This is a genomic window from Achromobacter sp., assembly GCF_057314935.1.
Map to the genome: position 1 here is coordinate 50,919 of NZ_DBHKZA010000013.1, position 23,584 is coordinate 74,502.

Here is a 23,584-nt window from a genome sequence, read left to right on the forward strand (position 1 = left end):
GGGCCGCGCGCTTCGGCGCTGGCGCCTCGCGATAGGGGGGCTTGCGGCAGGCGATTCAGCCCCGAAACCGCCGTCGAGCGCCGGACTATCTGCCCGCGATGGCGGCGGCCAGCGCCAACAGGCGTTCGGCTTCCTGCGCGTGCAGGTTTTCCACCAGCGCGCCGTCGACCACGGCCACGCCCAGCCCCGCAGCCTGGGCGGCGCGCCAGGCGTCCAGGCGCTTGCGGGCGGTGACCCGTTCCGCCTCCGTAGGCGCGAACGCGTCGTTCGCCGCGGCGATCTGTTTGGGGTGGATCAGCGTCTTGCCGTCAAAGCCCTGGTCGCGCCCTTGGCGGCAGGCAGCGGCAAGGCCCGCGTCGTCCTGCAGGTCCAGGTGCACGCCATCCAGCACCGCCAATCCGTGCGCCCGGGCAGCCATCACGGCGAGCGAGCGCGCCAGCAGCGTTTCTTCGCGGGCGGGCGTATGGCGGGCGTGCAGGTCCTTGACCAGATCGGAGGTGCCCACCACGATGGCGGCCAGCCGCGGGTGGCCGCCCGCGATGGCATCCAGGCGCAAGAAGCCCAGCGGGGTTTCCGCCATGGCCCACAACGGCAGATCGGGTGGCGCACCCGCGGCGTCCAACGCTTGCGCCAGCGCATCCAGCTGGGCGGCGGATTGCACCTTGGGCAGCAGCACCGCGTGGGCGCCGGCTTGCGCGATGGCGGCAACGTCGTCCTGGCCCCATGGCGTGTCCAGCGCATTGACGCGCACGACGCATTCGCGCTGCCCATAGCCGCCTTCGCGCAACGCGCGGGCGACTTGTTCGCGGGCCTCTGCCTTGGCGTCGGGCGCGACGGCGTCTTCCAGATCCAGGATCAGGACATCGGCGTCCAGGCTGCGCGCTTTGTCCAGCGCGCGCGCATTGGCGCCGGGCATGTAGAGGACGGAACGGCGGGGGCGGATGGGTGGCGTCATAGGCGGGTGTGTCAGGGCTTGAGGTTGCCGACGATCTGTACGGGCGTGGTGCAGACATAGCCTACGCCATACACGGTGCGGATGCCCATGTCGCCGCCGGCTTGCGCGCGCAGCTTGCGGCGCAGGCGGTGCATGTGCGCATCCAGGCGATGCGTGTCGTAGGCGTCGGTGCTGGCGCCCAGCGCTTCGACCAGGCGGCCGCGCGACAGGGGCAGCGGCGCGGCCTGGATCAGCGCGCCGATCAAGCGGCTTTCGGTGTCGGTGATGTCGACGCAGACCTGGTTGGGCGACATCAGCGTGCGGCGCGAGGGATCGAAGCGCCAGGCATCGGACTGCGCGGCATTGACGTCGGCGGGGGGCACGACGCGCAGCCGGCGCGACAGCGACACCAGGGTGGCGCCCAGTTCGGCCAGATTGACGGGCTTGGTCAGATAATGGTCGGCGCCCAGGCTCAGGCCCGAGATCTTGTCTTCGCTGAGCAGGCGGCCGGTCAGCATGATGATGCCCATTGACGGATACGTCGTGCGCAGATGCGACACCCGGGTCAAGGCGTCGCCGTCGGGGAGCATCGCGTCCAGCACCAGGATGCCGGGCGTGACCGTGAGCAACAGCTGATCCAGCTCGGCCAGCGAACCTGCGGTGAGGATGGCTTTGTCCAGGCCCAGGTCCTGGATGTACTCGGCGATGGTGTCGCGCCAATCTCCATGGTCGTCGACGATGATGATCGTCACGGCGTGGTAGATCCCCGCGCTTGCACGCGAGGCGCTCCAACGGCAAGCACGCTTTTCGCTGTTGTCATGCTACGGCTTCTTGTTTGGGGGGAGTCCGCTGCGGGCGGGCGCAGGGGCCAAGGGGCGCGATACGTTTTGTATCGCTGGCGCTTGCGGAGAATATCATCATCCCCGTTTGTGGCGGTGCGGCACCTGTGCGGGATGTCATCCGCCCGCGAAAGAAACTTTGACTGGTCAAAAAATGCGCAGCCCCGTGCGCTGTCGTTTGAACGGCCGGGCCTCGTGCATCCGGGCGGGTCTTATCCACAGAAATTGTGGATAAGACCCGCCCGGCTGGCGCCATCCTATTTATGTAGGCAGGTATTCCACGGGGACCCCGTGCGGCACCTTGCGCATGCGGTCGCGCTCGATGCGCACGGCGGAGAAGCGCGTCTTGCGGGCGGCGGCGTTTTGCAGCAGCACCGACAGCACCGCCCCTTTGTCCTGGATCCATTGCGTTTTGCCGCGCAGCAGCTTCATGGCGTTCTCGACGGTGCCCAAGCGGTAAGACATGGCATTGATCTGCACCGAGGTCTTGCCGTTGAACGAGGCGGGTTCTTGCTCGGTGATGGCGGCGGCGTCGAGGTTGCTGCTTTCGTGGTCGACGCGATAGATGAATTTCAGGCCGCTGTGCGGGTCCTGCACCACCACTAGCTTGTCCGAACCCGAAACGTCGGACAGCATGCCGATGACCGGCGATTCGACCAACTGGTTGCCCCGCTGTTCTTCCGTGTAGAGGAATATGGTGTGGCGCGCCTGGGAGCCTGCGGCCGGGAGGAGGGAAGAAGAGTCCATACCTGACTTGAAAAGGGCGGCGAAGGCGAACAGCGCCGTCGGACCGCCGGTCCTGCGATAACGGCCCCGGTTCTGCGGAACGCGGTGGCCGGCTGCGAAAAGAGCGTAGCGCGCGGCGCTATTGCGGCCGGTGCATGCGCGCCTGCAGGCGCGCTTTGACCGCCGGCCAATCCTCGTCGAGGATGGCGTAATAGACCATGTCGCGGGTGCGTCCCGATTGCGCGATCAGGTGCTTGCGGAACACACCCTCTTCGACGCCGCCGATCCGGAGAATGGCTTGGCGCGACTGCGTATTGCCCAGCTCCGTCTTGAAGACAACGCGTATGATACCAATTGTTTCAAAAGCGTGCTGCAACAGCAGGAATTTTGCTTCGGTATTGGCGCCAGAACGCTGGGCGGCCGGCGTGAGCCAGGTCGCCCCGACTTCCAGCCGTTTGTGCGCCAACGCGATGTCCATATAGCGCGTCGCCCCGATGATCTGCCCCGAGCTTTGCTGCACGATGACAAAGGGTAGACAGGTCCCGTCGCGCTGCGCCGCCAGCGCGCGCTCGACGTAACGGCGCATGTCGTCGGCGGTCTCCAGGGGTTCCGGCTGCAAGCGCCAGAGTTCGGGATGCAGGCCGACGCCGGCCAGCGCGTCGGCGTGCTCGGCCGCAAGCGGTTCCAGGCGGACGACCTCGCCTTCAAGCGTGACGGGTTGCAGCAAGGGGAGGGGCATGTCGAAGTCCGGGGCGGCCGTGTCCAGCGTTGGATTCTACGCTTGCACGGCTTGCCGAACCCGGGCGCGTGGCGCAGAATCCGGCGCATGAAAACAGACGTCGTGGTTCTTGGGGCGGGCATCGTCGGGGTGAGCACGGCGCTGCATCTGGCGGCGCGCGGCCGCTCCGTGGTGCTCTTGGACCGGCGCGGCCCGGGCGAGGAAACCAGTTACGGCAATGCCGGCCTGATCGAACGCGCCAGCGTCATACCCTATGCCTTCCCGCGCGATTGGCGCAGCGTTTGGCGCTATGCGCGGAACAACACGCCGGACGTCAGTTATCACCCGCGCTTTCTGCCCCGCGTGGCGCCTTGGCTGCTGCGCTACTGGTGGCATTCGTCGCCGACGCGGCTGGCCCGCGCGGCCGACGCCATGCTGCCGCTGATCGAGCGCAGCGTGGCCGAGCACGATGCGTTGAAGGACGACGCGCAGATCTCGCACCTGTTCCGCCGCAACGGCTGGATCGACGGCGTGCGCACCGAAGCCGGATTGACGCGTGCCATCGCCGAGGCCGAGGCGCTGGCGCCCTATGGTTTGAACTACCGCGTATTGGACCGGCAGGCGCTGTCGGCGCTGGAGCCCGCGCTGTCTACAAGGATGGTGGGCGCGATCCATTGGCTGGACCCCGTCAATGTGTCGGATCCGGGCGCCGTGACGCGGGGCTACGCCGCCTTGTTCCAGCAGCGCGGCGGGCAGCTTGCCAAGGGCGACGCGCGCAGCCTGAAGCCGGCGCCAGGCAAAGGCTGGCAGGTGCAGGGCGAAGACGGGGTGATCGAAGCGCGCGACGTGGTCGTGGCGCTGGGGCCGTGGTCGCCCGATGTGCTGCGGCCACTGGGCTATCGCATTCCGATGGCGGTCAAGCGGGGATATCACCAGCACTTCGCGCTGGAAGACGGGGCGACCTTATCCCACCCGGTCGCCGATATCGACTGCGGATTCGTCGTGACGCCGATGACGCTGGGCGTGCGGCTGACGACAGGCGCGGAGTTCGCGGCGCGGGACGCGCCGCCGTCGCCCATCCAGATCCAGCGGACGCGGGCCCTGGCCGCGCAGTTGCTGCCCTTGGGCGCCGCGGTCGAACGCGAACCGTGGATGGGTTGCCGCCCCTGCATGCCGGACATGCGCCCGGTGATCGGCCCCGCACCCCGGCACCCCGGGCTATGGATGGCATTCGGCCACGCGCATCACGGCTTCACGCTGGGCCCGGTGACCGGCAAGCTGCTGGCCAGCCTGATCACGGGGCAGGGGCCGGATATGGATCCGGCCCCTTACGGCTTGCGCCGCTGACGCGCAGGATCAGGCCGCGGCCTTTTCGCGGCGCTGACGGACAGCCAGCGCCAGGGCGTCCAGCACCGGTTCGGTCTGGGACCAGCCCAGGCAGGCGTCGGTGATCGACACACCGCGGCGCAGGGGCTGGCCGGGCTTCAGGTCCTGGCGGCCTTCTTCCAGGTGGCTTTCGATCATGACGCCGGTGATGCGGGCATCGCCCTGGGCAAGCTGGGCGGCGATGTCGTTGGCGACATCGATCTGGCGCAGGTGCGACTTGTTCGAGTTGGCGTGCGAGCAGTCGATCATGACTTGTTCACGCTGGCCGGCGGCGCGCAGGGCGGCGCAACAGGCGTCCACGCTGGCGGCGTCGTAATTGGGGCCTTGCTTGCCGCCGCGCAGGATCACGTGGGTGTCCTGGTTGCCGCGGGTTTCGAAGATGGCTGCCATGCCCATCTTGGTCATCCCCATGAAGGCATGCTTGGCGCTGGCGGCCACCATGGCGTCCGCGGCAATCTGCACGCCGCCGTCGGTGCCGTTCTTGAAGCCCAGCGGGCAGCTCAGACCCGAGCTCAGTTGGCGGTGGCTGGGGCTTTCAGTGGTGCGTGCGCCGATGGCGCCCCAGGCGATCAGGTCGGCAATGTATTGCGGGCTGAGCAGGTCGAGGAATTCAGTCGCGATCGGCAGGCCCAGGCCGCTGATGTCCAGCAGCAGTTCGCGGGCGCGGCGCAGGCCTTCATTGATGCGGAAGCTGCCATCCAGGCGCGGGTCATTGATATAACCCTTCCAGCCGACGGTGGTGCGGGGTTTTTCGAAATAGACGCGCATGACGATCAGCAGGTCTTTCTTGTGCTGGTCCACGGCGGCGCGCAGCTGGCGGGCGTATTCCATTGCCTGGCCATGGTCGTGGATGGAGCAGGGGCCGACCACGATCAGGAGGCGGTCGTCGCGGCCATGCAGCACGTCGGCGATCTGGGCGCGGCTGTCTTCGACCAGGGTCTGGATGGCGGGGGAAACGGGCAGTTCGTCCTGGAGCAGCGCGGGCGAAATCAGCGGACGCACGGCGCTGATGCGCGTGTCGTCGGTGCGCGTGTTGTCCTGGGTCGAGTCGGCCGTGCCGACCTCGCGGTCGTGCTGGGGGTCGTCAATGCGGGTCAAGGGATGCTCCGTGCCGTAGATGCGTAAAGACAGCCATTATCGCACCGGCGGCGCCGCGGTGCGCCGGGCGGTGGGAGCCGTCTGACCGAGTCCGGGCGTTGCGCCCCGACGAATGGGGGCGGGTCCATCGGGGGAAGATGCTCCAAAACCTAAGCCTATCGGCATAGAAATGGCACTAAACCGTTCTTGATGACGACAGATCAGCTGCAGATGCCGTAGGATGGAGTCCAGCGATTTCAAGCGGCCGCCTGCGAAGGCCCGCCCTATAAGCTAGGACGGAACGTAATGCCTAAAACCGACGCCGGAGCGGCTCGACGGATTCTTCTGGTTGAAGACCACCCGGTCGAGCGCGCTTACCTGCAGAACATGCTGCTGGCGTTGGGGTATCGCCGGGTCGCCGGCGTGGGAAGCAGCACGGAGGCCGTTGGCGCGCTGGGCCGCCAGTTCTACGACCTGGTGATCAGCGACATCGTGATGGGCGATGGCGACGGCACGCATCTGCCCAATGAACTGCGGCGTCTCGCCGATGTCGGGCGGCTGAAAGCCATGCCGCCCATCATCTGGATCAGCAGCCTGAGCGACGAGCTGCTGCAGTCGCATGTGCGGCTGGCGCTGCAAGCCGGCTGCCCGTCGGCACAGGCCCTGTCCAAACCCGTATCGCGCACCTCCATGCATCAGGCGGTCAAGACGGCGCTGCTGTCCACCGAAGACGTGACCTCGCCGCGCCAGCAATCGGTCCGGCGCGACGTGATCGAGGCCGAACTCGGACGCGCCCTGATCACCGGCATGGGCATGAGCGTGGTGCTGCAACCGCAGATGAGCCTGTTGACGGGCCAGGTGCTGGCGGCCGAAGCGCTGTCGCGTTGGGACCACCCTGAACTGGGTCCCATTTCCGCGGCCGACTTCGTGCCGGCCGCGCATCGCCTGGGCATGGACCGGATGCTGTTCCTGCGCGTGGTCGACCGGGTCATCGAGGTCTTGCAGCGCATGCATGCCGAGGACATCGCCGTGCCGATCGCCATCAATGCGTCGTCGTCCACGCTGTGCTCGCGGGACTTGCCCACGCTGCTGGAAAAGCGCGTGGCGCAGGCGGGGTTGCCGGCCCGGCTGGTGAAGATCGAGCTGACCGAGGACGAACCCGTCAACGATTGGCTGGCGCTGTCCTCGGTGCTGAACCTGTTGCGGGTCCGGGGCTTTGAACTGGCGATGGACGATTTCGGCGCCGGCATCGCGTCGATGCGGCTGTTTTCCGCCATGCCGTTCACCGAATTGAAGATCGACCGCGACTTCATCGTGCATATGCACCGCGAAGCGGCGTCGCGGGCGGTGGTGGCCGCGGCCATCGAAATGGGCCGCGTGCTGGGGCGGCGCGTGGTGGCCGAAGGCGTGGAGCAAGATCGCGACGTGCAGTTGCTGCGCGAGCTGGGCTGCGACGTGGCGCAGGGCTACGGGCTGTCCGTGCCGCTGGATGCCGACGCGTTCATCGATTTCTGCCGCCGGCATTGACGGCGTTCGTCCTGGGCCTGCCGCTGGTTCGGCGGGATTGCCGGGGGCGTTGACGGGGATCAAGGCAGGCGGGTTGCGCGGCGAATAGGGGGCATATGTGCCACTACCATGGAGGCTGTTCGAGGCAACCCGTGGAGAGGTGAATCGATGCGACGCACACTTGGCGCCGTCTTGCTGTTGTGCCTGTTGGCCTGGGGCGGGACGGTCTGGACGCATCCGCCGGCCGCATTCAACATCTGGATCCTGCGCGACCAGCTCATCCTGTTGACGGGCCTGGGCGCCTATGCCCTGATGGCGCTCATCATGCTATTGGCGGTCCGCCCGCGATGGATCGAATCCCGGTTGGGCGGCCTGGACAAGATGTATCGCCTGCACAAGTGGAGCGGCATCCTGGCGACGGCCCTTGCCGCGACGCATTACCTGGTCAAGATTGGCAAACCGCTGCTGCTTGCGCTGTTTGACCCTGTGCCCAAGACGCCGCGCGTGGCAGCCTGGCTGGACATGTTCCGCGGGTCCGCCAAGGACATCGGGGAATGGGCGGTCTGGATCCTGGTGGCGTTGGTGGTGCTGACGCTTTGGCGGCGGTTTCCGTATCACCTGTGGCGTCAGGTGCATCGCATCGCGGCCGTCGTGTTCCTGGTGGTCGCGTTCCACGGCGTGGTGCTGACGCCTGCCGCCTGGTGGTGGCAACCCGCAGGATGGCTGGTGGCGGTGGCGACCGCCGTGGGCAGTGCATGCGCCGTGCTGGCGTTGACCGGCAGCATCGGCCGAGCGCGGCGGCACAAGGGGCTGGTGCTCGCCGTCGACCCGCTGTCCGACGACATCCTGTCGCTGACCTGTAGGATCGAGGGCGACTGGCACCACCGCGCCGGCCAGTTCGCCTTCCTGACGGCCGACCGCCGCGAAGGCGCGCATCCCTTCACGGTGTCGGGTGCGGATGACGGCACGGGGCGCGTGCGGTTTTCCATCAAGGCGCTGGGCGATTACACCCGGCGGCTCCAGACCAGTCTGAAGGCGGGGCAGGCGGTGACGGTGGAAGGGCCCTATGGCTGCTTCGATCTGCCGTGCGATGACGGCCGCCCGCAGATCTGGGTCGCCGCGGGCATCGGCGTGACGCCCTTCATCTCCTGGCTGGAGTCGTTGCAGGCCGACCCGGACCGCGCGCCGAAGGCGACCCTGTACTACTGCGCGCGCAATGAGGCCGACGCGCCGTTTGCCCGGCAGCTGGAGACGCTATGCGCCCAGGTTCCCAGGGTGACGCTGCATGTGTGGTACAGCGAAGCGCAACGGCCGTTGACGGCAGCCGACCTATTGGCCGGCCGTGTTGCCGGGACCCCTTGGCCCAGTGTCTGGTTCTGTGGACCGACGGGATTCGCCGATGCGCTGAAAGACGGGCTGCACCGGCGGGGTATGCCGGTGCGCCAATTGTTCCACCAGGAGGCGTTCCAGATGCGGTAGGGCCGGTGGGTCAGATGCCGGACACGTCGACATCGCCCGGATAATCCACCGAGAACTTCAGCACCGTCTCACGCGATTTGCCCGGTTCCAGTTCCCATTCCCACGCAAGCTTGCCGTCTTCTTCGCGCTTGACGTCGCGGTCGGCGGGCGACAGCAGCTTCACCACGATCTTCTCGTTGCGCGAGACCGGCAGGCGGTCCTTGAACACGATCTGTTCCTTGGTGGCCTTATTGTTCTTCACCGTGATCTTGTATTCATAGGTCACACGCTTGCCGCTGCCCGAAAACCCCGTGCTTTCGGTATACCGGTTCACCAGCTGGCGTTTGATGGATATGCCATCGTCTGCGCCCATGGCCAGTTCGACCTTTTCGCCGGGCATGACCGCCTTGATGCGGCTTGAGGCCACGAAAGCGTCATCCAGGAACGTGTTCAACGGGCCGGCCAGGAACGGGAAGTCCGTGCTGTTGCTGGCTTGCGCGGTCAGGAAGACCGCTTCCCGCAGCGCGGGCGTGGACTGGTACTGCAGCGTGGCCGGCAGCTTGGCGGTGGCGATGGCCACGCGTTGCGACGAGTTGTCCGACGGCAGGGTGGCCGGGCTCTTGATCTGGAACGAGGCGCTGGTAGCGTCGTTCTGCATTTGGGCGGTGGACACCTCGACGGCTTCGGGCGCGGGTTCGGGCATGGCGGCGTTGGCATAGGCTTCGTCAGCCTGTGCCGGGCGTGAGCGCTTCATCGACATCTCGCCGGCGATAGGGGCGGGCGCGGCGACCGGCCGGGGCGGGCGAGGCGGCGGGGGCGGGGGCGCCACATCGATGATCCACGGTTGCAGGGGCGGCGCGCCGCCGCCCAGCGACGGGCGTGCGGTGGACAACGTCAGCTTGACGTTCTTCCAGTCTTCGCCCGTGTTCTGGCTGATGACACCGAAGTAGCCCAGGTCCACGCTGCGGTCAGCGGGACGCAAGCGGGCGTCGTAGGCGGGCGTCCAGCGGGCGCCGCCCACGGCATACGACACCGCCAGGTCCACCTTGCCCGCGCGCGCCAGGTTCACACGCAGCGTGACCGTCTTGCTGCGGCGGCTCAACTGCCCCTGCACGACGTTCAATTGTTGTTGGAGCGCGTCGATTTCGCGTTCCAGCACGGTCTTGCGTTCGGCGACCTGGCGCAGGCTGGCCAGCGTCTTGCCCAGGCTGTCGGCGCTGAGCGTCTGGATCGCCTTCAATTCGTCCAAGGTCAAGCGGGCGCCTTCCTTGGCGGGTTCGGTCGCGCCCCGCTGCATCATCAGGACGAGCTCACGCTGGTTGTCCAGCACGGTGGCCTCGTCGTCCAGTTCTGCTTGCTGGGCTTCCAGCTTGCGCAATTGTTCCTGCAGTGCGCGGACCCGCTCGTTGGTGGTGTCGGCCTGGAAGGCGTCGCGCACCTTGACGTCCAGCAGCGAAGCTTGGCCGGTGCTCTTGGCCGACACTTGCAGCGAATTCTCCTGCAATGAGGCAGGCAGGTTTTCCAGCACGAGTTCGTGTTCGCCGGCGGCGAGTTCGCTGCTGGCCGACCGGGTCACCACGGCACGGTCCTGATAGACCGTCACCGCGCCAATGGAGGATGCCAGCCCGGCGGCTGCGCCCAAGCCGGGAATCGTTGCGATGGCCAAGGCCAGAAGGGTACGTCGCACTAAGTCACCTGTAGGAAGGTTGAAGTCGGCAAGGCTGCGGCCCGGTTCAGGGACGGATCACCGATAGCGCGACAATTTACTCCGCGTATTCAGCCGCGGCCTTACAGAAGATGACAAAAGCGACAGGGCGATACTGCCCCATTTTTCCTCCGGTTTTCAAGACCGTTCGGGGTGGGCAAGACGGCGCAGCATGTCCACGGCGTTGCCGGCCGCGATGGAACGGTCGTGGCGCCGGTAGGCCATGTCCAGCAAGGCGTGCGGGGCGTCGCCGGCGATGGGCCGGTACTCGATGCCTTCCGCGCCCATGTGGCGCATGGCCGCGGGCACGACCGAGATCCCGACGCCGGCGGCGACCAGGCTGACGATGGACGCCATCTGCGGCGCTTCCTGAATCACGCGCGGGGCAAAGCCCGCCCGCTGGCAGGCGGATTGAATGGCGTCGTACAGCCCTGCGCCGATCGGGCGCGGATACAGCACGAAATCCTGGTCTGCCAGCGCGGCGATGGGCACGCTGGCGAGGCGGCTCAAGGGATGGTCGGGCGGCAGGGCGACCAGCATCGGTTCGTCCAGCACCCGCTCGGATTCGAATTCGGCGTCCAGCAGGTAGGGCGGGCGCACGAATGCGACGTCCACCTCGCCCAGCCGCAGGCCGCGCAGCAGCGACACGGTGTTGCCTTCTGTCAGCGTGACGCGCACATCGGGATAGCGGTCGCGGAAGGCGCGGATGGCGCGCGGCAGGTAGGGGTGAAACACGGCCGACGCGGTGAATCCCACGGTGAGGGCGCCGCGTTCGCCCCGGCCAAGGCGGCGGGCAGTGTCGATGGCGCGGTCGGCGCTGGCCAGGATGGCGCGAGCGTCTTCCTGGAACTGAACCCCGGCCTCGGTCATTTCGACCCCTCGCGGCAGCCGCAGGAACAGCGGCGTGCCGATTTCGCGTTCCAGCTGCTGGATCTGCTGGCTGAGAGGCGGCTGTCCGATGCCCAGCCGGGCTGCCGCCCGGGTGAAGTGCAGCTCTTCGGCGACGGCGGTGAAATAGCGCAGGTGGCGGAGTTCCATCGTTTTAAAGTATGGGCTCTGTGAGTTTCATATATTGGACATATGCAGGGGAAAAGTCTACTTTTATGGGGCGGGCTGCACGCCCGATGCCATTCGAGAATCCTGATGTCTACCCCCTCCGCCAGTCCTTCTTCTCCGGCCCCCGCTGATTATCTTGCCCGGGGTACGCCCGGGTTGCGTCGCGCGCAATGGGCGTTGTTCGCCGCCGGCTTTTCCACCTTTTCCCTGTTGTATTGCGTGCAGCCGCTGATGCCGCTGTTCACGCACGCGTTCGGCGTGTCGCCCGCGCAAAGCAGCCTGGTTCTGTCCCTGTGCACCGGGTTGCTGGCCGTGGCGATTTTCTTCGTCGGACTGTTCTCGCAATCGCTGCCGCGCAAGCGGGTGATGGCGCTGTCCTTGGTCGCGTCGGCCGTGCTGGGCACCGTGGCGGCGGTGGCGCCGGACTGGCACAGCCTGTTGGCGCTGCGGGCCTTGCAGGGCGTGGCGATGGGCGGCGTGCCGGCCGTGGCGATGGCCTATCTGGCCGAAGAGGTCGAACCGGATACGCTGGGCTTCGTCATGGGCCTGTACATCAGCGGCAGCGCCTTCGGTGGCCTGTCAGGCCGCGTCATCACCGGCCTGGTGTCTGACCACTTCGGCTGGCGGGCGGCGATGGGCACGCTGGGCTTGCTGGGCATTGTGGCCGCCGTGTTGTTCGTTTGGCTGCTGCCGCCTTCGCGCCGCTTCGCGCCGCAACGCGGCCGGGGCTGGGCCGGTGTGGCGGGCGATGTGCGCGCCGGCGTCAGCGCCCATCTGAAGAACGGCCCGCTGTGCGCGCTGTTCGCGATGGGCGGCTTGTTGATGGGCGCTTTCGTCACGCTCTACAACTATGTGGGCTTCCGTCTGCTGCTGCCGCCGTTTTCGTTGAGCCAGACTTTCATCGGCTTCATCTTCGTCGTGTATCTGGTGGGGATCTTCGCGTCGACGTTCTTCGGCCGGCTTGCCGACCGCCATGGCCGGGGAGTGATGCTGTCCGCCGCTACGGGCCTGGCGCTGGCCGGCTTGCTGCTGACGCTGTCGGAGTCGTTGCCCGTGCTGATCGCCGGCATCGTCCTCTTCACGTTCGGCTTTTTCGCCGCGCATGCGGTGGCCAGCGGGTGGGTGGGGCAGATGGCGCGCGGCTACAAGGCACTGGCGGCGTCGCTCTACCTGCTGGTGTACTACGTGGGATCCAGCGTGCTGGGTGCCTGGGGCGGCCATTTCTGGGCCTCCAGCCAATGGCCGGGCGTCGCGGCGATGGCCGGCGGGCTGCTCACGCTGGCGCTTGCGATCAGCACGGGACTGGCGTGGCGCACCGGCGGTAGCGCCAAGCGCGCCACGGCCATTGTGGGCGAGTCTTCCTGAGGGCGTCAGGGCAGTTGGGCGGCCTGCGGTTCGGGGGGCGCCGCGGCGACCGCCCTGGCCGCCAGCGTGGCGTCGATGCCCTGGCTGAGCGCCGACAGCAGCAGGTGCGGCGTCAGATCCAGCTGCGCCAGCAGCACGCTGCATCGCGACATCTTGATCAGGTTCTCAGGGGAAAGGGCGGCCAGCCATTGACAGGCGTGCGGCGATATCTGCAGCCCGGCCATCGCTGGCGCGTTGCCGGTGCGGGCCAGACGCTGCAATAGCAGCAAATACATCAGGTTGGTTTCGTGGATATCGCGCAGAAGTTCGGTGGATTTCGGCATCGGGCATCCCTGACTTCGATGGTTCCGCCGGTCGGCCACGGCCGGAGCGGAAGGGCGCGTGGCGTCCTCGTGGGAACGCCTATTCCAAGCCCGGGGCGGGCTTGCGAGCCGGAAGAGTTTGTCGATCATATTTAAGCGATCCGGGCGCGTCAGTTATGGATTTCCCTGTGCGCGGGGCGGGCAGGCCGTCATTTCTTAAAAACGACGCATTCTCATTTATAATTGCCCGCATGCCAAGTGGCGCGCTGCGGGGAGTGTCCTGCGCGCAGCTATCCGGTGACCGGTTCAACCCGAGGCCTGCGATGACTTCCTCTACCCTAGACCGACAGACACTGCAGCGTGAACATGCGGCGCTGCTTGCCGCTTATGGCCAGGCGCAATCGCATTGCAGCCAATTGCTCAGCGCGCAGGCGGCGCGGATCCTGTATCTGGAAGCGCAAGCCATGCGCCTGCGCGCCGCGGTCATCCAGCGTGAGACCGCATTGGCCTGGGCGCGGGAAGACCATCGCGCATTGGAAGGGGCGATACCGGGCCTGCCCAGGCGGGTGGCGCTGGCGCGGCGGGTCACGCAGTTGATGGAGCGCATCCAGTGCCTCATGCGCGAGCGGTTGGCCTGGCAGGACCGCGCCAGCCAGGCACGGGCGCGTCCCGTCGAACCGCTGGCCGACGCCGTGGCGCCTCCGCCTGCCGTGACGGCCGTCGCCCTGCGTGAAAAATCCGTGCTCTGCGTGGGCGAAGACGCCATGGCGTTGATGCTCACGCGCAAAGTCGTGGAGCTTGCCGGCGGCCGTTACCTGGGCCACAGCGGCGAGGGCGACGCGGACGGCGCGACGCTCGAGGCCAGTCTGGTTGCTGCGGATCTGGTCATCTGCCAGACGGGGTGCGTCAGCCATGGCGCCTACTGGCGCGTCAAAGACCACTGCACCCGCACGGGCAAGCAATGCGTGCTGGTCGACAAGCCCGAAGCGCTGAACGCCTTGCGCCTGGTCGCAGACACCCCGTTGGAGCAGGAACGGTAGCGTCGCGTTACCGAGCGTTTCCGCAAGGCGACCCCGCCCCGCAATACAGTAGGCGTTGGCGAAAGGGGGCAGACATGTTGAAAAAACAAGATCGCGTAGCCCTCCCTTGGACGGATACGCTTGCCCGTCTGGAAGACGAACGCATCATGTTGCAGCGGATTGCCGCAGGCATGCCGCTGCCGCACGTGCTGGAGCACGTGCTGTACGCTATCGAGGCGCAATCCAGCGTCGAATTACGCGCGGCGATCGCCCTGATCGACGATACCGGGACATTCCTGTTGCATGCCGCGGCACCCAGCTTGCCCGCGGCGTTCAACCTGGCAGTGCAGCGCACGCCGATCGGGCCGCACATGGCGTCCTGGGGCTCGGCGGCGTTTGCAGGCAGTGCCGTGTATGTGGAGGACATCGCCTCGCATCCCGATTGGGAACGCTGGCGCGACTTGGCGCTGGCGCACGGATTGCGGGCGTGCTGGTCCACGCCGATCAAGGCGCCGGACGGACGCCTCTTGGGAGTGTTCTCGAACTACTACGGCGCCGTGCGTTCGCCATCGGCCGACGATATCGACGCCATTGCGCTGGTGACGCGCAGCGCGGCGTTGGCGATTGAACGCCACCTGACCGACACCGCGTTGCGCGCCAGCGGCGAGCGCTGGCGTGCGATGTTCGACGGCATGCAGGAAGCCTTCTTCCTGAGCGAGGCGCTGCGCGACGACAGCGGCCGCATCGTGGATTTCCGCTTTCTGGAGGTCAACCCGGCATTCGAGCGCCAAAGCGGCATGCGGGAAGGCGATACGCTGGGCCATACGCTGCGCGAGATGATCCCGGGGGTGCCCGGGCAGATCATGGACGCGTTCGCCCAAGTGGTGGAAACCGGTGAGCCAACGCAGTTCGAGTTCGCCGTGCCGGCTCCCAAGGAGGCCTGGTACGAGGCCCGCGCGCGCAAGGATGGCGACGACCGGATGATGGCGTTGTTCCTGGACGTGACCGCGCGCAAGGCTGCCGAGACGGAACTGTGGGAGGGGCAGCACCGGAAGAATTTCCTGCTGTCGCTGGGTGACCGCATGCGTGAACTGCACCACCAGTCGGAAATCGAACGCGCCGCCTGCGAAGGCCTGGGGCAACATCTGTCGCTGGGCCTGGTGGCCGTGGTGGACTGGCCCGGCGACGATGCGGAGTCGGTGTCGCCGTCCACGTGCTGGCGGTCCGAGGGGGACCGGGCGACCCAGCCGGCGCTCGGGCCCGGGCAGTTTGGCGACGAGTTCAAGGCTGCGCTGCGCAAGGGCCGCACGGCCTATGTCGAACCGCTGTTGGCGGATTCGGAGGGCGAGGTCCGCCCCTCCGCGATCGTGGTGCCGATGCGCCGCTGGGGGCGGCAGGGGGCCGCGCTATTGGTGCGTCCGCAATCCACCAGCCGGCTCAAGGCCGGCGATCTCACTTTCATTGAAGAGGTGACGGAACGCATGTGCGATGCCGTCGAGCGCTCGCAATACGCCCGGACGCTGGAGCAACGGGTCGAGCACGCCATTGCCGAACGCGACCGCATCTGGCGCCTGTCGCCGGAGTTGCTTGCCGTGGTCGACGCGCAAGAGCGCTTCGTGAGCGTGAACCCGGCGGTGCGGCCCATCCTGGGATGGAGTCCGGAGCAGTTCCTTTCCATGGGGCTGGCCGAACTGGTGCATCCGGACGACCAGGCGGCCACGCGCGCCGCCATCGCGCAAGCTTCCCACGCGGACCCCGCGCAAGCGGTGCGGCATATGGAAAACCGGTTGCTGGCGCGCGGCGGCACCTATCGCTGGATCACCTGGAGCATGTCGTGGTCGCAGGATAGCCTTTACATGACGGGCCGGGACGATACCGACCTGAAGGCGCAGGCCGAGATGCTTCGGGATACCGAGCAGGCGTTGCGGCAGTCGCAGAAGATGGAAGCGGTGGGGCGGCTGACAGGGGGGATCGCGCACGACTTCAACAACATGCTCCAGGGGATCACGGGCGCCTTGTACCTGATCAAACGCAAGCTGGACGCCGACACGCCCGAGCAGGCAGAGCGCTTCATCAACGTGGCGATGGATTCCGCCAACCGGGCCGCGCACCTGACGCAACGCTTGCTGACTTTTTCCCGGCGCCAGCCCATTGACCCGAAGCCATTCAGCGTAGGGTCGACCTTGCAGTCGATGGCCGACCTGTTCCATCGATACACGGGCGAGCGCGTGCGCCTGGTCTTCGACCTGGACCCGGGACTCTGGACTGTACGATGCGACAAGAATCAGTTCGAGAACGCGTTGCTGAATCTGGTGATCAACGCCTGCGATGCCATGCCCAATGGCGGCGCCTTGACCATAGCTGGCCTGAATCAGTCCATGGATGCGATGCGGTTGCGCCAGTTTCCCGGCGTGAAGTCCGGGGATTTCGTGGAAGTGTCGGTGTCGGACGTCGGCTGTGGCATGCCGCCAGACGTGTTGGCCCATGCTTTTGATCCGTTCTTCACGACCAAGCCGTTGGGCGAAGGGACGGGCTTGGGGCTATCGATGATCTATGGTTTTGCCAAGCAGGCCGGCGGCATGGCCACGCTGGAAAGCGCGGTCGCCAAGGGCACGACGGTCAGGCTCTTCCTTCCCCGGTACGACGGCGCGCCAGATGCGGCAGCGCGTCCGGAGCCCTCGGCCCAACAGGCGCCGGGCGTGGGGCAGCCGTCCGTGGTGGTCCTGGTGGAAGACGACGACAACGTGCGCGACATGGTGCACGAGTGCCTGGTCGAGCTGGGCATGCGGGTTTTGACCGCGGCCGATGGCGAGGCGGGGCTGGAGCTGGTGCTGGGCACGTCCGGCATCGATCTGTTGGTGACGGACGTTGGCTTGCCGGCCCTGAACGGTCGGCAACTGGCGGATGCCGCGCGGGCGGCGCATCCGGGGCTGAAAGTGCTGCTGATGACGGGATACGCCGAAAGCGCGGCGCACGACCGGGGATTCCTGGAGCAGGGGATGGAATTGATCGTCAAGCCGTTCTCGCTGGATGCGTTGGGCGAAAGGGTGCAGCACATGCTGGCCGAGCCGCGCGACGCGGTGCCGGGCGGCGCAGGCTCGACGTAGCACTGGCGAGGGGATGCCAGGGTTGCAAAGACAGGTAAAAAATACCCGTCCCCACGTGCTGGACGGCGGGCTGCGCAGGCAGGCGGGCGGATGAAGACAGGGTGGGGTGCGGGAACGAGGCTTGCGTACAGGTCCTTGCATTCCAACCAAGGAGTCTGACTATGAAAACCCGTGCCATGACTTGCGCTTTTGTACTGCTGACGGGCCTGACGTCCGCCGGCGCCGCGCTGGCCCAGTCCGCCAGCCCGACTACGCCGTCTTCCACGCCGAACGACGCCTCCGCCGCCCAGCCGAACCGCCCCTTGCCGGCGGGGCAGATGGCGCCTGCGCCCAATGCGACGCCCTCTACGGGGACCACCGCGCCCGCGATGCAACATAGCGGCACCATGTCTTCGGGCAAGAAGCACTCCGATGAAACGCCCAAGCGTCCTCGCGAGGCCAACGACAACGTGCCACGCACGCCGGCCGCCGGCGCCGCGCCGCCTCCGGGGTATCCGAATTCGGGTGGCTCGAAGTAAGCGTCCGGAACTTGGCAGCCCCCTCGGGGCTGCCATAAAGAAGAAGGCTTCCGCTGGGAAGCCTTCTTTGCGTTCGGCGCCGGCCGGCAAAACCGCTAGTGTTGGCGGCGCAACTCCGCGGGCGGCACGCGCAGTTGCCCGCGGTACTTGGATACGGTACGGCGCGCCAGCAGGATGCCGCTGGAGGCCAGTTGCTGCGTCAGGGCCACATCGGACAACGGCATAGTGGGGTCTTCGGCGTCGACCATTTCCTTGATCAGGGCCCGCACCGCGGCGGCGGAGCACGAACCGCCCGATTCGGTGGCAAGCTCGCGGGAGAAGAAGTGGCGGAACTCGAACACGCCACGCGGCGTCACCATGTACTTGCCCACGGTGGCCCGAGAGACCGTGGACTCGTGCATGTCCAGATCGTCGGCGACTTCGCGCAGCATCAGGGGTCGCAGCGCCACTTCGCCGTACTCAAAGAACGTCTGCTGCCGTTTGACGATGGCCTCTGCGACACGCTGGATGGTGGTGTAACGCTGTTCCACGTTGCGCACCAGCCAGCGCGCCTCCTGCAGCTCTTGGGCCATGGGGCTGCGATCGTCCAAGCGGGCACGGCGGAACAGGTCTGCGTAGGTGCGGTGCAGGCGCGCATGCGGCATCGCGTTACGGTTGGGCAGCACGCGCCAGCGCGCGTGCCACTTGTCCACGAACACGTCGGGCACGACATACACGGGGGCTTCCGCGCTGTAGCGGGCGCCCGGCTTCGGGTCCAGGCTGCGGATGAGCGCGCACGCCTCGCGCAGCGCGTCATCGGAGCAGTCGAGCAGGCGCCGCAGTCCCACGCAGTCGTTCTTCCCCAGGCGGTCCAGATGCTCGCGCACGATGCGCAACGCCAAGTCACGGGTCGCCGGGTCGACAGTACGCGCGGCTGACAGTTGCAGCGTCAGGCATTCGGTCAGGTCGCGCGCGCCCAGGCCAGGCGCGTCCAACTGCTGAACCAGGCGCAGGGCGGTGGTCCATTCCGCGTCATCGGGCGGCGGGTTGAATTCGGGACGGTCCGGGCTGCACAGGCTGTCGAGCGGCACGCGCAGATAGCCATCGTCATCCAGGGCGTCGATGATGAATTCCGCCAGCAGCCGATCACGCGGCTGCAGGTGATAGTTGCCAAGGTCCAGAGACAGGCGTTCACGCATCGATAGCGACGCGCTGGCCCATTGGCCCAGGTCCTTGCCTTCGCCACCGCCGGTGCCGGACGACGGCATGGGGTAATCGCCGGAATAAGTAGGCGCATCGGGAGGCGGTTCCTCGCCTTCAGCGCCCGGCGTCGCCGTCTGCTCCCTGGACGTGTCGGCGCCGTGGGCGTCGTCGGCGTCGTTGCCGAAACCCAGAGGCTTCGCGTCCAGGCCGTTGGCCGTACCGTCGGTTTCCTGCTCGTCGCCGTCTTCAAGAAAGGGATTGGTGGCCAGCGCATGCTCCACCGCGGTCGTGAACTCAAGCGCCGACATCTGCAGCAGCTTGACGGACTGCTGCAGCCGGGGCGCCAGCGTCATCTGCTGTCGCAGGCGCAATTCTTGCGTAGGGTGGCCCAATCGAGTCTCCTTGCCGGGAGCCGCCGGAAGGCGGCGTATCCTGGATACTCATGCAAGATCCATGCCAGGTGGACTTGCGGGCGGGCATCGAGAGGAGGGCGGCCGCTTGCGGAGCCGCTATTACAAGCCGGCGGTAAGAACTGCTCAGCGGTCCGCCAGGCCTTCCTTGTCGTACACATCCAGCCGGTTGTAGAGCGTCTTCAGGCTGACGCCCAAGGTGTCTGCCGCCAAGCGCTTGTCACCGTCATGGTGCGCCAGCGTCGCCAGGATGAACTCGCGCTGGGCCCGGCCCAGCGGCATGCCGACCGGAAAGTTCAGCGAACCGTCACGCAATTCCGTCCGTTGGCGCGCCGGGCCCCGCGCCAGGAGGTCGGTGTCCAATTGCGTGTCTGACAAGATGAAGGCGCGCTGCACGACATTGCGCAGTTCCCGCACGTTGCCTGGCCAGTCATGTTGCAGGATCGCCTCCAGCATTGGCTTGGAGAATGTCTTCTGTGTTCGATGCTGGGCGTTGAGAGTGTCCAGGAACCGGTGCGCCAGGATGAGTGCGTCATCTCCGCGTTCGCGCAAAGGCGGCACGCGCAGGGGGATGACCAACAGCCGGTGCAGGAAGTCCTGTCGCATCCGGCCATCGGCGACGGAGGCCGCAGGATCCCGGTTGCTGGCGCAGATGATGCGCACATTGGCACGCAGCAGATCTGACCCCCCCACGCGCTGATAAGTCCCTGCCTCCAGGACGCGCAGGAAATGCACCTGCATGTCGGGTGGCATTTCGGTGACTTCGTCCAGGAACAGGGTTCCGCCGCTGGCGTATTCGAAATACCCTGCATTCTGGGCCAGTGCGCCGGTGAAGCTGCCCTTTTCATGGCCGAACAATTCGGCATGGGCAAGCGTGCCGCTGATGGCGCCGCAGTTCACGGCGACAAAGGGTTGGCTGCGACGTTCGCTGGCGTCATGGATCGCGCGCGCAACGATCTCCTTGCCGGCGCCGCTTTCTCCAACGATGAAGACGCTCGCGTCGGTGGATGCCGCCAGTTGCAACTGGGCGCCCAGCTTTTGCATGACTGGCGACAGGCCGGCCACGTCCATCGGAAGGGCGGGGGACGCAACCGCGTCCAAGCGCCCGGTGGTGGTGCGATTTGCCATGCTGATACCTCGGCCCGTCGGGGCCAATCGCGATTCACCAATCGTAGAGGCGGGGTGCCCCCAGGAATGCGACCAGTTGCAAGTATTCGAAAACTTTAGTGGACAGTATCGAATATTTACGCCTGTCGCCGCCAGAGTGACTATTCTCATTCCAATAAGAATGCGCGGCCCGGACGTCCTGCCGCGTATCGTCCTACGGAGAAGTTAATGCCTCATTTGCTGATCGTCGACGATGACGACGCGATACGAGAGACCTTGGCCGAGCTGGGCCGCGACAGCGGCTTCTCGGTCGCGCTGGCGGCCAGCGTCAAGGACGCGTTCATACAACTGGAGCGCCAGGCGCCGGATCTGGTGCTGACCGACGTCCGGCTGCCGGGCGGCAATGGCATGGACATCTTCAAGAATGTCGCCGCCGCCAGCGCTGAGGTCGTGGTGATGACGGGACACGGTACGGTCGACTATGCCGTCCAGGCGCTGCGCCTGGGAGCCACCGACTTCCTGGTCAAGCCGATCTGCATGGAGCGGCTGAACGCCATCCTGAAACGCGTTGTCGCCAATGCGGGCGGAGACCTGCCTGGCATGCCCTTCGAGGAAGCCGGGCGCTTCGGCAAGCTGTATGGCGCGTCTGACTGCATGACCGCGCTGTACCGGCAGATCGGGCGCGTCGCGCCCACCAACGTTACGACCTTGCTGATCGGCGAGAGCGGCACCGGCAAGGAACTGGCCGCCCACGCGATCCACGAACTGAGCACGCGCCGCCAGCGCCCATTCATTGCGGTCAATTGCGGGGCGATTTCGCCCAACCTGATCGAAAGTGAAATGTTCGGCCATGAACGCGGCAGTTTCACCGGCGCTGACCGTCAGCACAAAGGCTATTTCGAGCGCGCCGACGGCGGTACCTTGTTCCTGGATGAAGTGACCGAGATGCCGCTGGACTTGCAGGTCAAGCTCTTGCGGGTGCTGGAGACCGGACAGTTCATGCGGGTGGGGACCAACCGCGAAATCGGCTGCGACATCCGCATCGTCGCCGCCACCAACCGCAATCCGGAACAGGCCGTGCAGGATGGCAAGCTGCGCGAAGACCTGTACTACCGGCTAAGCGTCTTTCCCATCGAACTGCCCGCGCTGCGCGAGCGCGGCGACGACATTCTTTTCCTGGCGCAGCGGTTCCTGCAGGCGCAAAACCAGGAAACCGGCAAGAACAAGGTGTTTTCACCGCAGGCCGCCGAGGCGCTGATGCAGTACGAATGGCCGGGCAATGTGCGCGAGCTCAAGAACTTCGTGCGTCGCGCCTTCATCATGGCCGATGGCGACGTGCTGGATGTGGACATGCTGGCGCCGCACGTCTCGCCAGGTGGCGATGCGGCGGGCGGACAGGTCAGCGTGCCCGTGGGCGAGACATTGGCCGAGGCCGATCGGCGCCTGATCCTGGCCACGCTTGCGCGCTGCAATGGCGTCAAGAAGCAAACCGCGGCGATGCTGGGCATCAGCCCCAAGACGCTCTACAACCGTCTCGAGGAATATGCCGCGGCGGGCTACATCCTGCCAGGCGAGGCGGGGGCAGGCGAAGCCCGCGACGCGGGGTAAGGTTCGCGCGGCCGGGCTGTGGCGCCGGCGCGCGCCTTCCGCCGGGCGGGTCTTACTTGCCGTAGCGGGTCTTCAGGTCGGCGACGCAGGCGTCCTTGGCATTGCCGGACATGGCGTCGCACTTTTCCTTGCCTACCTTGTAATCGGCGTCATTGCGCACCTTGGCGGCGTCATGATTGGCTTCAGCCTTTTCCTTGCCCGCCTTGGCGTCCGCCTTCGCCTTGTCGCGGTTGGCTTCTGCCTGTTGCTGGCAGACGTCCTTCTGGTTGCCCTTCATACCGTCGCATTGCTTTTTATCCATCTTGTACTGGTTGTCGATCTGTTCGCTGCTGCGTACCGGCGTGGTTTGCGCGGAAGCCTGGAACGCCAGGGCGGACAGGCACAGGGCGATAGCGGGGCAAACGGTTCTGGACAGATTCATGACTGACTCCTTTGGGTAAGGGCCCGGTGTGAGGCGGGCCTGCCCACCCCCAAGCAAGCCGCGTTCCCGGCCCCCCGGGCACGCGGCTTGCGCCGCCCATCCGCGCATCATCGGCAACATGGAGAGCAAGATGACACAGCCCACTGCACAGAAGCCGGCCAAGCCCGAGGCGAACACACCGAGCGACAAGACGGACGCCGCCCATCGCAGCGGCCAGTTCGGCGCGGACGAGCCCGAGGTCGCCAAGGATCCCCCGGCCAAGCGGCCGGCAGACAAGACGCCCAACACCAAGGGGCCGCAATTCGAAGAGGGAGGGGAGTATCCCGGCAAGCGGCCGGGCGGAAAGTAAGGCGGCGGGCCCCGATCAGTCCGGGGCCTCCGCCAGGCGGAAGAGCAGCACCACGCAATGCAGGGCGGCCAGGCCGATCAGTCCCTGAACGGCGCGGGTCGCCACGGTGTAGGGCAGCACTTTCGCGAACACGTCGAGATTGACCGCGGCGATCAGGCCGCAGTTCAACCCGCCTGCCACGACGGCGATCAGCGCCAGCCAATCCAGGCGCGACAGTTCACGCCCGCGAGGATCGCCAGCCGCGGTAGTTTCTGCCTCAGGGGTAGAAAAAACTTCACTGTCCCCCGGGACGTCAATGACTGGCTCACGGGCCGCCACGTCAGTGCCGGCGCTCAGGCCGATAGGCGTTCGCCCAGACGCTGGCTCCGCCATCATGGATTCAGCCGCCATTGCGCACCGGATCGGGAGCCGAATGCGATATGCCGGCTTCATCCGCGCGGGTGACCCGGTCAGGCGCGATGTCGCTGCCATCGTCGTCCCGCGCGTCGGGTTCGACGCTTTCGCGTTCGCCGGTTGCCTGCGAATCGCTGTCGGAATGCGCCAGGCCGGGCGGCAGGTCGCTGGCCGAATCGGATGAATCGCTGGGGCCCAGGTCGGGGCGGCCATTGTCGTTCGGGTCCGGCAAGCCATCGGGAAAATCGGGGGCTGGGGTGCGGGGCATGGCGGTCTCCGGATAGGGGGGCGGCGCAGTCCCGGGAGGGGGGACGCGCCCGGCCAGACAGCAAGCGCCGTGCCTTGGCGTGACAGGCATGCCAGTTGCTGCCCGGACGGCACATCCATACGGGAGAACG

22 protein-coding genes are annotated in these 23,584 nt (G+C 66.6%); 9 read left to right on the forward strand and 13 right to left on the reverse strand.

The window, feature by feature from the left end; translation table 11 throughout:
- Positions 1-85: 85 nt before the first annotated feature.
- From ACO6D5_RS06965 to ACO6D5_RS06980, 4 genes are all read right to left on the reverse strand, one after another.
- The gene (locus ACO6D5_RS06965) at positions 86-955 is read right to left on the reverse strand and encodes an HpcH/HpaI aldolase/citrate lyase family protein (RefSeq protein WP_485824980.1); all 870 of its coding nucleotides are present in this window, start codon (positions 953-955) and stop codon (positions 86-88) included.
- Positions 956-966: 11 nt separating this feature from the next.
- Entirely contained in the window at positions 967-1,686 is a 720-nt protein-coding gene (locus ACO6D5_RS06970; RefSeq protein WP_315845973.1) for a response regulator transcription factor, read from the reverse strand.
- 348 nt (positions 1,687-2,034) lie between these two features.
- Positions 2,035-2,520, reverse strand: a complete 486-nt coding sequence (locus ACO6D5_RS06975) for a hypothetical protein (protein WP_315845972.1) — start codon at positions 2,518-2,520, stop codon at positions 2,035-2,037.
- A 118-nt stretch (positions 2,521-2,638) separates the two neighbouring features.
- Positions 2,639-3,238: a GNAT family N-acetyltransferase gene (locus ACO6D5_RS06980; protein ID WP_485824981.1), complete on the reverse strand. Its 600-nt coding sequence runs from the start codon at positions 3,236-3,238 to the stop codon at positions 2,639-2,641.
- Between the two features lie 87 nt (positions 3,239-3,325).
- Between ACO6D5_RS06980 and ACO6D5_RS06985 the strand changes: the two genes are divergently transcribed.
- Entirely contained in the window at positions 3,326-4,564 is a 1,239-nt protein-coding gene (locus ACO6D5_RS06985) for an NAD(P)/FAD-dependent oxidoreductase (protein ID WP_485824982.1), read from the forward strand.
- Positions 4,565-4,573: 9 nt separating this feature from the next.
- Here ACO6D5_RS06985 and ACO6D5_RS06990 read toward each other — a convergent pair whose 3' ends face one another.
- Entirely contained in the window at positions 4,574-5,701 is a 1,128-nt protein-coding gene (locus tag ACO6D5_RS06990; protein WP_485824983.1) for a 3-deoxy-7-phosphoheptulonate synthase, read from the reverse strand.
- 285 nt (positions 5,702-5,986) lie between these two features.
- On the opposite strand from ACO6D5_RS06990, the gene ACO6D5_RS06995 reads away from it, so the two are divergent.
- Positions 5,987-7,207 carry an EAL domain-containing protein gene (locus tag ACO6D5_RS06995; protein WP_315845969.1) on the forward strand — a complete coding sequence of 407 codons (1,221 nt, stop codon included), beginning with the start codon at positions 5,987-5,989 and terminating at the stop codon, positions 7,205-7,207.
- A 147-nt stretch (positions 7,208-7,354) separates the two neighbouring features.
- Positions 7,355-8,665 carry a ferredoxin reductase family protein gene (locus ACO6D5_RS07000; protein ID WP_485824984.1) on the forward strand — a complete coding sequence of 437 codons (1,311 nt, stop codon included), beginning with the start codon at positions 7,355-7,357 and terminating at the stop codon, positions 8,663-8,665.
- 10 nt (positions 8,666-8,675) lie between these two features.
- Here ACO6D5_RS07000 and ACO6D5_RS07005 read toward each other — a convergent pair whose 3' ends face one another.
- Together ACO6D5_RS07005 and ACO6D5_RS07010 are read right to left on the reverse strand one after the other, a co-directional pair.
- Positions 8,676-10,331 (reverse strand): mucoidy inhibitor MuiA family protein, encoded by a 1,656-nt coding sequence (locus tag ACO6D5_RS07005; protein WP_485824985.1) that lies wholly within the window; start codon positions 10,329-10,331, stop codon positions 8,676-8,678.
- A 156-nt stretch (positions 10,332-10,487) separates the two neighbouring features.
- Positions 10,488-11,387, reverse strand: a complete 900-nt coding sequence (locus ACO6D5_RS07010) for a LysR family transcriptional regulator (protein ID WP_485824986.1) — start codon at positions 11,385-11,387, stop codon at positions 10,488-10,490.
- Positions 11,388-11,492: 105 nt separating this feature from the next.
- Between ACO6D5_RS07010 and ACO6D5_RS07015 the strand changes: the two genes are divergently transcribed.
- Positions 11,493-12,770, forward strand: a complete 1,278-nt coding sequence (locus tag ACO6D5_RS07015; RefSeq protein ID WP_315845965.1) for an MFS transporter — start codon at positions 11,493-11,495, stop codon at positions 12,768-12,770.
- A gap of 5 nt (positions 12,771-12,775) precedes the next feature.
- Here ACO6D5_RS07015 and ACO6D5_RS07020 read toward each other — a convergent pair whose 3' ends face one another.
- Positions 12,776-13,093, reverse strand: a complete 318-nt coding sequence (locus ACO6D5_RS07020) for a flagellar transcriptional regulator FlhD (RefSeq protein ID WP_315845964.1) — start codon at positions 13,091-13,093, stop codon at positions 12,776-12,778.
- Positions 13,094-13,395: 302 nt separating this feature from the next.
- On the opposite strand from ACO6D5_RS07020, the gene ACO6D5_RS07025 reads away from it, so the two are divergent.
- The 3 genes from ACO6D5_RS07025 to ACO6D5_RS07035 all read left to right on the forward strand — a co-directional run bounded on the left by ACO6D5_RS07025 (position 13,396) and on the right by ACO6D5_RS07035 (position 17,716).
- Positions 13,396-14,112 (forward strand): DUF2325 domain-containing protein, encoded by a 717-nt coding sequence (locus ACO6D5_RS07025; RefSeq protein WP_485824987.1) that lies wholly within the window; start codon positions 13,396-13,398, stop codon positions 14,110-14,112.
- 74 nt (positions 14,113-14,186) lie between these two features.
- Complete coding sequence (locus ACO6D5_RS07030) at positions 14,187-17,198, forward strand: PAS domain-containing protein (RefSeq protein ID WP_485824988.1); 3,012 nt, start codon at positions 14,187-14,189, stop codon at positions 17,196-17,198.
- A 161-nt stretch (positions 17,199-17,359) separates the two neighbouring features.
- The gene (locus ACO6D5_RS07035) at positions 17,360-17,716 is read left to right on the forward strand and encodes a hypothetical protein (RefSeq protein WP_315845961.1); all 357 of its coding nucleotides are present in this window, start codon (positions 17,360-17,362) and stop codon (positions 17,714-17,716) included.
- A 95-nt stretch (positions 17,717-17,811) separates the two neighbouring features.
- On the opposite strand, the gene ACO6D5_RS07040 is transcribed toward ACO6D5_RS07035, so the two are convergent.
- Both ACO6D5_RS07040 and ACO6D5_RS07045 read right to left on the reverse strand, forming a co-directional pair.
- Entirely contained in the window at positions 17,812-19,290 is a 1,479-nt protein-coding gene (locus ACO6D5_RS07040; RefSeq protein ID WP_485824989.1) for an RNA polymerase factor sigma-54, read from the reverse strand.
- Positions 19,291-19,434: 144 nt separating this feature from the next.
- Positions 19,435-20,352, reverse strand: a complete 918-nt coding sequence (locus ACO6D5_RS07045; RefSeq protein ID WP_485825007.1) for a sigma-54 interaction domain-containing protein — start codon at positions 20,350-20,352, stop codon at positions 19,435-19,437.
- A 291-nt stretch (positions 20,353-20,643) separates the two neighbouring features.
- Here ACO6D5_RS07045 and ACO6D5_RS07050 point away from each other — a divergent pair, with 291 nt between their 5' ends.
- Positions 20,644-22,023, forward strand: coding sequence for a sigma-54-dependent transcriptional regulator (locus ACO6D5_RS07050; protein WP_485824990.1), 1,380 nt, complete (start codon positions 20,644-20,646; stop codon positions 22,021-22,023).
- Between the two features lie 52 nt (positions 22,024-22,075).
- Here the strand turns inward: ACO6D5_RS07050 and ACO6D5_RS07055 are convergent, their stop codons facing one another.
- Positions 22,076-22,444 carry a hypothetical protein gene (locus ACO6D5_RS07055; RefSeq protein WP_315845958.1) on the reverse strand — a complete coding sequence of 123 codons (369 nt, stop codon included), beginning with the start codon at positions 22,442-22,444 and terminating at the stop codon, positions 22,076-22,078.
- A gap of 130 nt (positions 22,445-22,574) precedes the next feature.
- Between ACO6D5_RS07055 and ACO6D5_RS07060 the strand changes: the two genes are divergently transcribed.
- The gene (locus tag ACO6D5_RS07060) at positions 22,575-22,793 is read left to right on the forward strand and encodes a hypothetical protein (protein ID WP_315845957.1); all 219 of its coding nucleotides are present in this window, start codon (positions 22,575-22,577) and stop codon (positions 22,791-22,793) included.
- 15 nt (positions 22,794-22,808) lie between these two features.
- On the opposite strand, the gene ACO6D5_RS07065 is transcribed toward ACO6D5_RS07060, so the two are convergent.
- Positions 22,809-23,111, reverse strand: a complete 303-nt coding sequence (locus ACO6D5_RS07065; protein WP_485824991.1) for a DUF378 domain-containing protein — start codon at positions 23,109-23,111, stop codon at positions 22,809-22,811.
- Between the two features lie 61 nt (positions 23,112-23,172).
- Positions 23,173-23,454: a hypothetical protein gene (locus ACO6D5_RS07070; RefSeq protein ID WP_485824992.1), complete on the reverse strand. Its 282-nt coding sequence runs from the start codon at positions 23,452-23,454 to the stop codon at positions 23,173-23,175.
- Positions 23,455-23,584 lie beyond the last annotated feature (130 nt).

Bases quoted from the DNA above. Each gene is read 5' to 3' on its own strand.
- ACO6D5_RS06980 (WP_485824981.1), bottom strand. From the start codon at position 3,238: ATGCCCCTCCCCTTGCTGCAACCCGTCACGCTTGAAGGCGAGGTCGTC.
- ACO6D5_RS06975 (WP_315845972.1), bottom strand. From the start codon at position 2,520: ATGGACTCTTCTTCCCTCCTCCCGGCCGCAGGCTCCCAGGCGCGCCAC.
- ACO6D5_RS07060 (WP_315845957.1), top strand. From the start codon at position 22,575: ATGACACAGCCCACTGCACAGAAGCCGGCCAAGCCCGAGGCGAACACA.
- ACO6D5_RS06965 (WP_485824980.1), bottom strand. From the start codon at position 955: ATGACGCCACCCATCCGCCCCCGCCGTTCCGTCCTCTACATGCCCGGC.
- ACO6D5_RS07000 (WP_485824984.1), top strand. From the start codon at position 7,355: ATGCGACGCACACTTGGCGCCGTCTTGCTGTTGTGCCTGTTGGCCTGG.
- ACO6D5_RS07020 (WP_315845964.1), bottom strand. From the start codon at position 13,093: ATGCCGAAATCCACCGAACTTCTGCGCGATATCCACGAAACCAACCTG.
- ACO6D5_RS07015 (WP_315845965.1), top strand. From the start codon at position 11,493: ATGTCTACCCCCTCCGCCAGTCCTTCTTCTCCGGCCCCCGCTGATTAT.
- ACO6D5_RS07030 (WP_485824988.1), top strand. From the start codon at position 14,187: ATGTTGAAAAAACAAGATCGCGTAGCCCTCCCTTGGACGGATACGCTT.
- ACO6D5_RS07070 (WP_485824992.1), bottom strand. From the start codon at position 23,454: ATGCCCCGCACCCCAGCCCCCGATTTTCCCGATGGCTTGCCGGACCCG.
- ACO6D5_RS07010 (WP_485824986.1), bottom strand. From the start codon at position 11,387: ATGGAACTCCGCCACCTGCGCTATTTCACCGCCGTCGCCGAAGAGCTG.
- ACO6D5_RS06995 (WP_315845969.1), top strand. From the start codon at position 5,987: ATGCCTAAAACCGACGCCGGAGCGGCTCGACGGATTCTTCTGGTTGAA.
- ACO6D5_RS07050 (WP_485824990.1), top strand. From the start codon at position 20,644: ATGCCTCATTTGCTGATCGTCGACGATGACGACGCGATACGAGAGACC.
- ACO6D5_RS07045 (WP_485825007.1), bottom strand. From the start codon at position 20,352: ATGCAAAAGCTGGGCGCCCAGTTGCAACTGGCGGCATCCACCGACGCG.
- ACO6D5_RS07025 (WP_485824987.1), top strand. From the start codon at position 13,396: ATGACTTCCTCTACCCTAGACCGACAGACACTGCAGCGTGAACATGCG.
- ACO6D5_RS06985 (WP_485824982.1), top strand. From the start codon at position 3,326: ATGAAAACAGACGTCGTGGTTCTTGGGGCGGGCATCGTCGGGGTGAGC.
- ACO6D5_RS07035 (WP_315845961.1), top strand. From the start codon at position 17,360: ATGAAAACCCGTGCCATGACTTGCGCTTTTGTACTGCTGACGGGCCTG.
- ACO6D5_RS07055 (WP_315845958.1), bottom strand. From the start codon at position 22,444: ATGAATCTGTCCAGAACCGTTTGCCCCGCTATCGCCCTGTGCCTGTCC.